The sequence below is a fragment of the Cupriavidus basilensis genome, assembly GCF_029335485.1.
GTDB classification, from domain to species: Bacteria; Pseudomonadota; Gammaproteobacteria; order Burkholderiales; family Burkholderiaceae; genus Cupriavidus; species Cupriavidus basilensis_E.
Genome location: NZ_JARJLM010000369.1, coordinates 1 through 11,074 on the forward strand (window position 1 = coordinate 1; position 11,074 = coordinate 11,074).

Here is an 11,074-nt window from a genome sequence, read left to right on the forward strand (position 1 = left end):
GAAGCCGAGGCTGGCGAGCAGGTCATCCACCTGCGACTGGTCGGAGACCACATCCGCCTTGCCTTCCGGATTGATCTGCGGCCCGTTCATCAACGTGGCCGGCGCTTCCATGCGGCGGTCCGCCGGCACGTTGTCGATCAGCACCTGCAGCAGTTCGTGCTCCAGCGACCGGATCATGTCCATCATCTTCTTGATGACCTGGCCGGTCAGATCCTGGAAGTCCTGCGCCATCATGATGTCGAGCAGATGGCTGCCGGTGGCGCGAGCCTGCTGCGGCACGTCGGTGAGGAAGGCGCGGGTGTCCAGCACCAGCTCGCGCGCGTCACCCAGTTCCACCGGTTTCTCGAACCAGGCACCCCAGCGCTTGTCCAGCGCCTCGGCCTGCTTCTCCATGCCGGCCTGGATCGGCTGCGCCAGCTCCACTGCGTTCAGCGTGCGCTCGGCAGCCTGCTCGGTCATGGCGGCAATATAGCTGAGGCGGTCGCGCGCATCGGGAATCGCCTGTGCGGCGCGCTCGATTTCCTTGTCGAGCCCCAATTCGCGCATATTGTCGCGCAGCATCCGTGTCAGGGCGCCAATGCGCTGGAAAAGCTGCTCGGCAGATTCGTTGCTCAGAGTCGGAGTCGTCGACATGTCGCCCACCTTATGCCCCTTCCTTCGCCAGTTTCTCGAAGATCTTGGTGATCTTCTCATCGAGCGTCGCCGCCGTGAACGGCTTGACCACATAGCCGTTCGCGCCGGCCTGTGCCGCGGCGATGATGTTTTCCTTCTTGGCCTCGGCCGTCACCATCAGCACCGGCAGCTTCGCCAGCGCGCCATCGGCGCGGATCGCCTGCAGCATGCTCAGGCCGTCCATGTTCGGCATGTTCCAGTCGGAAACGACGAACTGGAAGCTGCCGTCCTTGACTTTGTCCAGGCCGGCGGCGCCGTCTTCGGCTTCCTCGACGTTGGCAAAACCCAGTTCCTTAAGCAGGTTGCGGATGATCCGACGCATGGTGGGGAAGTCATCGACCACCAGGATCTTCATGTTCTTGTCCACTCTAACGGCTCCAAAACAGTTGTGGAAAGTTACTGCAATACGTACGCCCGCCCCGCCGCGCCCAGGCGGCCAGGCAGACGCTTGTGCCCTGTCAAACCCGCTGCGCGCGCGTCCCGAAGGTTGCCAGGCGCGCCATGACGCGCTGGCTCATCGCGTGCAACGGTACCACCTCGTGCACCCCACCGGCGGCAATCGCCTCCTTGGGCATGCCAAACACGATGCATGTGCTCTCGTCCTGCGCCAGGTTGTAGGCGCCGGCCTCGCGCATGCGCAGCATGCCCTGTGCGCCGTCCTTGCCCATGCCGGTCAGCATCACGCCGATGGCGTTCTTGCCGGCGTGCACCGCGGCAGAATCGAACAGCACCTCGACCGACGGACGGTGACGGTTGACCGCCGGCTCCTGCGACAGATGGGCCACATAGTTGGCGCCACTGCGGGCCAGGCGCAGATGCGAATCGCCCGGGGCGATATACGCGTAGCCCGGCAGCACGCGCTCGCCGTGCTCCGCCTCCTTGACGGTGATCCGGCACAGCCCGTCGAGCCGCTGCGCGAAGGAACGCGTGAAGCCGGCGGGCATATGCTGGACGATCAGCACCGCAGGGCAATCCGGCGGCATCGGCATCAGGAACTCCTTGATCGCCTCGGTGCCGCCCGTGGAGGCACCGACGATGATCAGTTTTTCCGTCGACAGCAGCGGGCTTCGCAGCATCGGCGCCGCCGGCTCGGCTGCCCCGGCGCTCGGCGGCGCGGCGCTGCGGATGCGCGCGCGCGACGCCGCGCGGATCTTGTCGGCAATGGTGTCCGTGTAGTCCATCAGGCCGTCGCGAATGCCGAGCTTGGGCTTGGTGACGAAATCCACGGCGCCCAGCTCCAGCGCGCGCATGGTGATTTCCGAGCCGCGTTCGGTCAGCGACGACACCATCAGCACCGGCATCGGACGCAGCCGCATCAGCCGCTCGAGGAAGTCGAGCCCGTCCATGCGGGGCATTTCCACGTCGAGCGTGAGCACATCGGGATTCAGGCGCTTGATCAGGTCGCGCGCCACCAGCGGATCGGGAGCGGTACCCACCACCTCCATATCGCTCTGGCTGTTGATGATCTCGGTCATCAGGCTGCGTATCAGCGCGGAATCGTCCACGCACAATACCTTGATCTTTGCCGCAGTCATGTTTTGAATAAATCCTTAACGGTTCAGGGGACGGCAGCCGAGGACGCTCGCCGTGAAAAGAGTTCGGCGCCGCCGGTCGCTGGCTTGGTGGCGGAACTGGCAATGGCGCGCGCCAGCGCGCGTTCGTTGCGTTCGACCACCACCTGGTCATCCTGCCGCGTGAGCCGGCGCACCAGCGCCAGCCCGGTAAGCGGAAAATAGCTGACCCGGCGCGCATGCGGACCGCGCAGGTCCTGGGCCGCCACGCGGATCTCTTCGGTCTTCAGGTACCTGAGGACGAACTCCGCGTTGCGATCGCCGATATTGAGCGTGGTCATATTGGCCAGCACCGCACCGCCGCCAAACACCTTGGCCTCGAGCCGCTCGCGGCGCGCACCCATCTTCAGCAGTTCGTTGATCAGCACCTCGAGCGCATAGCAGCCGTAGCGCATCGACGCCGACAACAGCCGGTCGGCCCCCACCCCGTCATCGTCCGGCAGCATGAAATGGTTCATGCCGCCCACCCCGGCCTTCTCGTCGCGGATGCAGGCAGCCACGCACGACCCCAGCACCGTGGTCAGCACGACATCCTCGCCGGTCACGTAGTACTCGTTCGGCAGCAGCTTGATGGCCTGCTTGCCGAATTCCCGGTCGAAGTAGCTGCGGGTGGCAATGGCTTCCGGCAGTTGGGGCGTGCGCATCAGGAACCTCCCAGCCTGGCCGAGGCCGGCGCCAGCTCATAGACCGTCTGCCCACGCAGCTGGAACGCGCGCGTGACGTAGGAAAAATTCTCCGAATGGCCCGCGAACAGCAGCCCGTGCGGCTTGAGCAGCGGCACGAAGCGCTCCAGGATGCGGCCCTGGGTGGGCTTGTCGAAGTAGATCATCACGTTACGGCAGAAGATCGCGTCGAACTTCTCGCGAATCCCCCAGTCGGGCGCCAGCAGGTTGAGCGGCTCGAAGCTGATGGTGGAGGCCAGCTCCGGCTTGACCTTGACCGCCCCGGCGCGCTGGCCGGTGCCCTTGAGGAAAAAGCGCTTGAGCCGCTCCTGCGAAAGCTTGTTCACCTGCTCGGCGGTATAGACACCGGCACGGGCCTTGGCCAGCACCTGGGTGTCGATATCGGTGGCCAGCACGGTGCCCGCGCGCTCGCCGAGCGCCTCGGCCAGCGTGATGGCGATCGAGTAAGGCTCCTCGCCGGTGGACGCCGCCGAGCACCATACCGAGTAAGGCCGGCCGATCTTCTTGGCGTGCTCCGCCAGCAAGGGAAAATGATGCGCCTCGCGGAAGAAGGAGGTCAGGTTGGTGGTGAGCGCGTTGGTGAAGAACTCCCACTCATCCGACCCTTCATCGGCGTCGAGCATGGCAAGGTAGCTGCCGAAGTCGACCAGCTGCAGCGTGCGCAGCCGCCGCGCAAGGCGGCTGTACACCATCTCGCGCTTGTGGCTGCCGAGCGAGATGCCCGCGCGGCGATGGATCATCGCGCGGATCTTCTCGAAATCGCGTTCGGTCAGCAGGAAGTCCCGCGGCTCGTCGCGCCGCATGGATGCGGGCTGCGCTGATTGCGGGCCGGCGGCAAAGGCGGTTGGGCGAAGCTGCGTCATGTGTTGCGGGGGCTGTTGGCCGTAGGCTGGCTGGTGCTAGTGCTATTGCTGGTGCTATTGCTTGGTGCCTGGTATTGCTTGCCGATGCGCCGGTAAGTACCTGGGCGGAATCAGGCGAGTTCGGCTTCGACCAGCTCCATCTCGGGGCTGGTCATCAGCTTTTCGATATCGATCAGGATCAGCATGCGCCCGTCGACGGTGCCCAGGCCGGTCAGGTGATCGTTCGAGACCGAGACGCCGAACTCCGGCGCCGGCTTGATGGCTTCGCCGGTCAGGGTCAGTACATCCGACACGCCGTCCACCACGATGCCGACCACGCGCCCGGCGATATTGAGGATGATGACCACGGTCTGGTGGTCATAGCGCACGTTGCCCAGGCGGAATTTCAGGCGCAGGTCGACGATCGGCACGATCACGCCGCGCAGATTGGTCACGCCCTTGATGAAGTCAGGCGCGTTCGCCAGGCGGGTCACCGCGTCGTAGCCGCGGATCTCCTGCACCTTGAGGATGTCGATGCCATATTCCTCGCTTCCCAGCGTGAAAACCAGGAATTCCTGCCCGGAAGCCTCGCTCCCCGGGGTATCGATGTGTCCGATGCCGGCCATGATGTCTTGTTCTCCTGAGCGTTAAGCGAGCGCCGGGTCTTGGCGGCGCACCCCGGTGCGCTGCAGCGCACCGACGTCCACGATCAGCGCCACGCTGCCGTCGCCCAGGATGGTGGCGGCGGAAATGCAAGGCACCTTGCGGTAGTTGGTTTCGAGATTCTTCAGCACGACCTGGTGCTGTCCGATCAACTGGTCGACCAGCAGCGCGAAACGCTTGCCTTCGGCCTGCAGGATCACGGCAATGCCCTGGGTCGGCTCCTGCACGGCGTCGGCCACATTGAACACGCGGTGCAACTCCAGCAGCGGCAGGTACTCGCCGCGCACGTGCATGACGCGGTCGTTGTTGGCGGCCGTGTGCACGTCTTCCGGCTTGGGCTGCAGCGATTCCATCACGCAGTTCAGGGGCAGGATGAAGGTCTCGGCGCCAACCTTGACCGACATCCCGTCCAGGATCGCCAGCGTCAGCGGCAGCACGATGCGGGTCGTCGTGCCCTGGCCTGGACGCGAGGTGACCTCGACATGGCCCCCCATCTCCTGGATGTTCCGCTTGACCACGTCCATGCCCACGCCGCGGCCGGACAGGTCGGTGACCGCTTCGGCGGTGGAGAAGCCCGGTGCGAAGATCAGCTGCCAGACTTCCTCGTCGCTGATGTTGTCGGAGACCGGCAGGCCGTTCTGCAGCGCCTTGGCGAGGATCTTGTCGCGGCGCAGGCCGCCGCCGTCGTCGCTGACCTCGATGACGATGTTGCCGCCATGATGCTGGGCGGACAGGATCAGCTGGCCGGTCGGCTCCTTGCCGGCCGCAATGCGCTTGTCCGGCGTTTCGATGCCATGGTCCAGGCTGTTGCGCACCAGGTGGGTGAGCGGATCGATGATGCGTTCGATCAGGCTCTTGTCGAGCTCGGTGGCCTTGCCGAAGGTGACCAGGTCGATCTGCTTGCCGAGCTTGCCGGCAAGGTCGCGCACCAGGCGCGGGAAGCGCGAGAACACGTAGTCCATCGGCATCATGCGGATCGACATGACGGCTTCCTGCAGGTCGCGTGCGTTGCGCTCCAGCTGGCCCATGCCGGAAAACAAACGGTCGAACAGCACGGGATCGAGCGACGAGGCGGTCTGCGCCAGCATCGATTGCGTGATCACCAGTTCGCCCACCAGGTTGATGATCTGGTCCACCTTTTCGGTCGGCACGCGGATCGAGCCGGACTCCTGCGCATGGGCTGCGGCGGCGGGCTGCGGCTTGGCTTTTTCCTTGGCCGCAGGCGCGGCGGCAGGCGCCGCGGCAACCGGGACTGCGGGCGCCGCTGCCGGGGCCTCGGCAACGGGGGCGGCGGCTTCGGCAGCAGGCGCAGGCGCGCTTGCAGCCGCGGCTTCCACCACGATCTGGTCGCCGTCCACGACGAAACAGCACACCGCGATGATGTCGTCGGCGCTGCACTGGCTCTGCAGCCAGATGGTGAGATCACCGCCCTCTTCCTGCTGACCGGTGATCTCGCCCAGGTTGGCCAGTTCCTCGCGCAGCAGCGCCTGGTCCGACGGCGACACCTTGATCAGCGTCACCTTCAACCCACCGCCCGCGGCGGGCTCGGGGGGGGCGGCAACGGCTGCCACCGGGGCAGGTGCAGGGGCTGTCGCCGCGGCGGGCGCGCCGCCCGAGGCCTCGAGCGCCAGTTGCTGCAAAACGGCGCAAATACGCGCCAGCGTTTCCGGATCCGGTTCGGTACCGTTACGGTAAGCGTTGAGCTGATCTTGCAACACGTCCTTGGTTTCCAGAAAAGTGTCGATAATGGTCCGGGACAACGCCAGCTCCCGCCGCCGCGTGCGGTCGAGCAGGTTTTCCAGCAGGTGCGTGGTTTCGGTCAGGGCCGCGAAGCCGAAGGTGGCAGCGCCGCCCTTGATCGAGTGCGCCGCGCGAAAGATCGCGTTGAGCTCTTCCGCATCGGGGGACTCAAGATCCAGCCCGAGCAGCAGTTGCTCCATTTCCACTAGAAGTTCTTCCGCCTCCTCGAAGAAGGTCTGGTAGAACTGTGTGATATCGATATCGACAGACATAACCGTCCTGGCTCACTGAATTTTGCTGTGAAGCCCGCTGCCGGTGCGGCAGGCGGTCTTCATTGAACACTGCCCGGCTTGGCCGGGGCCGCGGCGGCGTTGCCCTGCACAGCCGCGGCCGGCCCGGCCGAGACGGCCGGTGCGGCTTTGGCTGGCGGGGCGGAGGCGGCCGCCAGGCCTGCCTGCACTTCCTCGCCCACTTCACCAGCCTTTGCCGCCACCGTTACCTCGGCGGCGCTGGCATTCTCGGCCTCGATGCGCGATTGCGCGCGCTGGTTCAGCACCACGATGCTGATGCGGCGGTTGATCGGCGCCAGATCGTCTTTCTTGTCCAGCGGCATGGTCGCGGCCAGGCCGATCACACGCAGTACCTTGCCCTCGTTCATGCCGCCGGCAATCAGTTCGCGGCGCGAGGCGTTGGACCGGTCGGAAGACAATTCCCAGTTGCTGTACGTGCGCTCGCCATTGGAATAATTGGCGGCATCGGTATGGCCGGACAGGCTGACCTTGTTGGGCATCTCGTTGAGTACCGGGCCGATCTCGCGCAGGATGGTGCGCATATAGGGCTCGACCGCGGCGCTGCCGGTGCGGAACATCGGCCGGTTCTGGGTATCCAGGATCTGGATGCGCAAGCCCTCGCTGGTGATATCGAGCAGCAGTTGCGGGCGGAACTGGCGCAGCACCGGATTGTTCTCGATGATCTGCTCGAGGCGCTTCTTGAGCGCGCGCAGGCGCTCGCCTTCCTGGCGCTCCTTGGCCTTCTGCGCGGCATCGTCCGGGGCTTTCCTGACGTCCGCATCCTGCCGGGTAACGTCGAGACCGCCGCCCGGAATCACGCTGGAAGACTCGCTGCTCCTATTGCCTCCCGCAATCGCCACCTTCAGCGGCGTGCGGAAGTATTCCGCCAACTGCACCAGGTCCTTGGGCTGCGCGGCCTTCAGCAGCCACAGCACCAGGAACAACGCCATCATCGCCGTCATGAAGTCGGCATAGGCGATCTTCCACGATCCGCCGTGATGCCCTGCGCTGCTTTTCTTGATGCGTTTGACGACAATGGGATGCGAACCGTGCTCACCGCTCATCGCTGTCGCTCCTCTTCGTCAGGTGATGCTCTTGACTTCGCGGACATGATCGTCCAGCTCGAGGAAGGACGGCCGCTCCGTCGAGTACAGCACCTTGCGGCCGAACTCCACCGCCACCAGGGGTGCATATCCGTTGAGCGAAGCCAGCAGCGTGACCTTGACGCACTCGTACATCTTCACGGTCTCGTTGACCTGGTGTTCAACACGTGCCGCCAGCGGCGAGACGAAACCATAGGCCAGCAAGATGCCGAGGAAAGTGCCCACCATGGCGTGGGCGATCAGTGCGCCGAGTTCCGCCGGCGGCAGGTCCGCAGATGCCAGCGCGTGCACCACGCCCATCACGGCGGCCACGATGCCGAAGGCGGGCAGGCCGTCGCCGACACGCGTCAGCGCATGCGCGGGCACTTCGGCTTCATGGCGGAAGGTCTCGATCTCGTGGTCCATCAGGGCCTCGATCTCGAACGCGTTCATATTGCCGTTGACCATCATGCGCAGGTAGTCCGTGAGGAACTCCATCATCGCCGGGTCGGCGAGGATGCGCGGATACTGGCTGAACACGCTGCTGGCCGCCGGATCCGCGATCTCCTTCTCGAGGAACAGGATGCCTTCGCGGCGGGCCTTGGATAACAGGACATAAAGCAGCGCCATCACTTCCATGTACAGCGCCTTGCTGTACTTGCTGCTGCGAAACAGGGTGGGCACCGCACGAATGGTGGCCTTGATGGCCTTGCCATTGTTAGAGCTGATGAACGCGCCGATGGCGGCGCCGCCAATGATGACAAGCTCTGCCGGTTGATAAAGCGCGCCCATGTGGCCGCCGGTCATGGCGTATCCACCAAGCACCGCCGCCACCACGACAACATAGCCAATTACAACTAGCACGATTGATTCCCCGTCTGAAAAACACGCGTCAGGCACGCACAAGGGCCTCCCCTCCAGGCGGGCGGAATACCGCCTGCCTGGATAGGGCTTACCAACCACGCAGACTCTCTTCGAACCTGACCTCGGTACCTTGGAGTCCTTGAATCCTTCGGACTTTCGGTCCTCGAGTCCTTCAGTCTCCGGTCTTTGGCCGTTGGTTGCCGATACCTGAAGACTTCGCAGTCATAAGACTTAACGACTCAAGATGGAAAGACTTGAGCGGGAAAGCCTCAAAGACCCAAAGACTCCGGTCAGGCGACAGCTTGCGCGGGAGCGACGTCCTTCGAGAGCTTCTTTGCCTTGCCGGCACGGGAGGGCGGACGGCACAGGCTGCATACGAAATTCGCATGCGGCTCGTACGCGTGTGTAACGAACTGCCCACCGCAGCAGGTGCAACTGGAAAGCTGCAGCATGTTGCTCTCGAAAAACCGTACTAACGTCCAGGCACGGGTGAAACTTAAGACAATTTCGCTTTCGAGCAGCGATACGTGCTCGAGATAGAGCCGATAGCTCGCCACCACTGCGCGGATGCCAACCGTCTCGCCCTGCTGGACCATGAACTGATAGGCCGAGAAGAACAGCGAGGAATGGATGTTTGGCAACCAGGTGGTAAACCAGTCGGTAGAGAAGGGGAGCATGCCCTTGGGGGGCGACGCGCCGCGCAGTTCCTTGTAGAGCCGGATCAAGCGGTCGCGCGAGAGCGTGGTCTCGGCTTCAAGCACCTGCAGGCGCGCACCCAGGCCGATCAGCTCGATGGCGAGCTGGGTCTGGTTGGCGTCCTGCAACACGCTCTTGCGATTGGGGACGGGAGTGGCCGTGATACTCCGGGCCGACGGAGCTTGCAGGAGCGCGGTCAATTGAGCGACTCCACAGGCTGTCGGGCGAGCAGGATGGCAGCATGGATCTGCTGCATATCGTGGCTCTTGGCCGTATGCGTGAGTGTCGACAGCAAGGCATGGTCGTCGAACCTGAATCGGCACAAGACCATGTTGGACGCTGCCAACTTGACGAGCTGGGCCGGTGTCAGTTTGGCGAGAATGTCGGCAATTTCCTTGCTGACGCCAAGCCTGAACATGGCTTCCAGATGATTTTCGCGCACTAGGCGTTGCGCGAGCAGCAGATAGGCGAGGTTAACCTCCCTGATCTCCTGGAGAACTTCACTGCTTTCCAATTTTTCCCCGCTACCAAATAACCCTTCGACCGCTTGTCCGGCGCTTACCTTCAGCAAGAAGCTGGAGGCGACCAGATCGTTTGTATGCGTGCTCGATGGGTACTGCGTAAAACTACGGAACTGCGCTTGGGCCACACTTATCCAAAACGTTACAAGTGTTACAGAGTGTAAGTGCGGCTGTGAGAGTTATATCGGCAATTAGACCAGACTGCCAATCCCCTCTAACGTTGGGGTAACGTCATGTCGCACGAAACATACATGGGACACGAAGTTTGTAACAAGTCACAGCTTTGTAATGTGATTTGCATCAAAACTGTTACGGGTATGTAACAGAGGAATAGCTCTAAAAATGCATTCCGCATCACCCATTCACGGACCGCCGTAGTCACATTCCACTATTGACGCGAATGGACTCATTGCACTAGGACACGCCGCAACCATGCGGCCACCCTCGCGAACAGGTCGTCAGGCTCTTCGCGGAACAGATGAGGGCAGGTTTGCTCCACTTGCTCCATCACCCGCACGGCCTCATCCGCGCTCACCGAGCCATAGTCCATGGACAGCCCCAGCACCGCGCGCAGCTCGCCCAGCCGCGAACGCGCGGCGCCTGCGGCGCGTTCCGTCTGCACCATGTACATGGTGTCGTAGACCCGGCGGCGCAGGCTCTCCGCCACTCGCCAGGCCGGCGTCTGCATCTGTTCCTCGAGCGCGCGGATTTCCACCGCCGAGGTGGCGAGCTGGGAAGCCAGGGGATCGGTGAAAGCGAGGTCGGACCCGGCATCTTCCAGGATCTGCCGGGCCCAGTCGCGAGCGTGCGCAAGGCGCTCCTGCGGCGTCCATTCGTAACGCACCGCCAGGCCGTAGCCAAAGCGCTGGGCGTCGCGCAGCAGGGTGGCCATGGCATTGGGCAACTGCTTGTTGAACACGCGCTTGGCCCATGCGTATTCGCCGCCCGACAGCAGCCGGGTGACGGCGCGCTCCGTCAGCGGGCCATCATGGTGAAGCAGGCGCGCGCGCAGGAAGTCGTCGAAGCCGGGTGGCGTGAACTCGCTGTCCAGTCCCGTTGAGAGCTTGACGAAATGCTCGAACTCGGCGCGCAGCTTGGCCGCGGCCTCTTCGGGCAGCGTCAGGGCGATATCCGTGGTCATGATGTGCTGTGCCGGCTGTTGCGCTGCGCGAGGGGCTCCGGCCCGCGCCGCCTGCCCTCCCTCTCCCGCAGGCATCAGAAGGCGCTCCAGTCACCGCTGTCGGAGGTGGCGAGCGCGGCCGGACGCGCAGCCCTGGCCTGGGCCGGCGTATCGGCTTCACGCGCGGGTTTTTCCGCCGGAGCCGGCTCGGCTGCCTCGGCCTCGTCATGGCCTTTGCCGTGCACCGGCGCTCCGGCACGCACCGGCCGCGCGGCGGCGATGACCTTGGGCCGCGCCGTCTCGGTGCGGGAGCCAGCGAAGGCATCCGCC

General features: G+C 64.1%; 12 protein-coding genes and 1 pseudogene. All 13 read right to left on the minus strand.

From position 1 onward, the window contains the following. Positions 1-633: protein phosphatase CheZ (cheZ, locus tag P3W85_RS22005; protein ID WP_017226360.1), on the minus strand; the 633-nt coding region annotated here is incomplete at its 3' end. Between the two features lie 10 nt (positions 634-643). Next, positions 644-1,039 (minus strand): chemotaxis response regulator CheY, encoded by a 396-nt coding sequence (gene cheY, locus P3W85_RS22010; RefSeq protein WP_017226359.1) that lies wholly within the window; start codon positions 1,037-1,039, stop codon positions 644-646. A gap of 91 nt (positions 1,040-1,130) precedes the next feature. Continuing rightward, the gene (locus P3W85_RS22015; RefSeq protein ID WP_017226358.1) at positions 1,131-2,207 is read right to left on the minus strand and encodes a protein-glutamate methylesterase/protein-glutamine glutaminase; all 1,077 of its coding nucleotides are present in this window, start codon (positions 2,205-2,207) and stop codon (positions 1,131-1,133) included. Positions 2,208-2,230: 23 nt separating this feature from the next. Beyond that, entirely contained in the window at positions 2,231-2,887 is a 657-nt protein-coding gene (gene cheD, locus P3W85_RS22020) for a chemoreceptor glutamine deamidase CheD (protein WP_017226357.1), read from the minus strand. Then, entirely contained in the window at positions 2,887-3,789 is a 903-nt protein-coding gene (locus tag P3W85_RS22025; RefSeq protein WP_017226356.1) for a CheR family methyltransferase, read from the minus strand. The genes cheD and P3W85_RS22025 overlap by 1 nt, the downstream gene beginning before the upstream one ends. Before the next feature lie 110 nt (positions 3,790-3,899). Then, positions 3,900-4,394, minus strand: a complete 495-nt coding sequence (cheW, locus tag P3W85_RS22030) for a chemotaxis protein CheW (RefSeq protein ID WP_017226355.1) — start codon at positions 4,392-4,394, stop codon at positions 3,900-3,902. Between the two features lie 21 nt (positions 4,395-4,415). Further along, positions 4,416-6,443 carry a chemotaxis protein CheA gene (cheA, locus tag P3W85_RS22035; protein ID WP_276266342.1) on the minus strand — a complete coding sequence of 676 codons (2,028 nt, stop codon included), beginning with the start codon at positions 6,441-6,443 and terminating at the stop codon, positions 4,416-4,418. A 59-nt stretch (positions 6,444-6,502) separates the two neighbouring features. Beyond that, the gene (gene motB / locus P3W85_RS22040) at positions 6,503-7,525 is read right to left on the minus strand and encodes a flagellar motor protein MotB (RefSeq protein WP_017229172.1); all 1,023 of its coding nucleotides are present in this window, start codon (positions 7,523-7,525) and stop codon (positions 6,503-6,505) included. A gap of 18 nt (positions 7,526-7,543) precedes the next feature. Further along, a complete protein-coding gene (motA, locus tag P3W85_RS22045; protein WP_035814848.1) occupies positions 7,544-8,407 on the minus strand; it encodes a flagellar motor stator protein MotA in 864 nt (287 codons plus the stop codon). 290 nt (positions 8,408-8,697) lie between these two features. Next, positions 8,698-9,303, minus strand: a complete 606-nt coding sequence (gene flhC / locus P3W85_RS22050) for a flagellar transcriptional regulator FlhC (protein ID WP_017229174.1) — start codon at positions 9,301-9,303, stop codon at positions 8,698-8,700. Then, positions 9,300-9,617 (minus strand): flagellar transcriptional regulator FlhD, encoded by a 318-nt coding sequence (gene flhD / locus P3W85_RS22055; RefSeq protein ID WP_006162633.1) that lies wholly within the window; start codon positions 9,615-9,617, stop codon positions 9,300-9,302. The genes flhC and flhD overlap by 4 nt, the downstream gene beginning before the upstream one ends. 413 nt (positions 9,618-10,030) lie before the next feature. Beyond that, positions 10,031-10,765 carry a DUF4088 family protein gene (locus P3W85_RS22060; RefSeq protein ID WP_017229176.1) on the minus strand — a complete coding sequence of 245 codons (735 nt, stop codon included), beginning with the start codon at positions 10,763-10,765 and terminating at the stop codon, positions 10,031-10,033. 74 nt (positions 10,766-10,839) lie between these two features. Next, a pseudogene (locus tag P3W85_RS22065) lies at positions 10,840-11,074 on the minus strand (methyl-accepting chemotaxis protein); the annotation flags it as partial.

What these genes read in the sequence shown, in the direction of transcription:
- motB (WP_017229172.1), bottom strand. Translation starts at nt 7,525, where the DNA reads ATGAGCGGTGAGCACGGTTCGCATCCCATTGTCGTCAAACGCATCAAG.
- cheW (WP_017226355.1), bottom strand. Translation starts at nt 4,394, where the DNA reads ATGGCCGGCATCGGACACATCGATACCCCGGGGAGCGAGGCTTCCGGG.
- cheA (WP_276266342.1), bottom strand. Translation starts at nt 6,443, where the DNA reads ATGTCTGTCGATATCGATATCACACAGTTCTACCAGACCTTCTTCGAG.
- P3W85_RS22015 (WP_017226358.1), bottom strand. Translation starts at nt 2,207, where the DNA reads ATGACTGCGGCAAAGATCAAGGTATTGTGCGTGGACGATTCCGCGCTG.
- P3W85_RS22025 (WP_017226356.1), bottom strand. Translation starts at nt 3,789, where the DNA reads ATGACGCAGCTTCGCCCAACCGCCTTTGCCGCCGGCCCGCAATCAGCG.
- cheD (WP_017226357.1), bottom strand. Translation starts at nt 2,887, where the DNA reads ATGCGCACGCCCCAACTGCCGGAAGCCATTGCCACCCGCAGCTACTTC.
- P3W85_RS22060 (WP_017229176.1), bottom strand. Translation starts at nt 10,765, where the DNA reads ATGACCACGGATATCGCCCTGACGCTGCCCGAAGAGGCCGCGGCCAAG.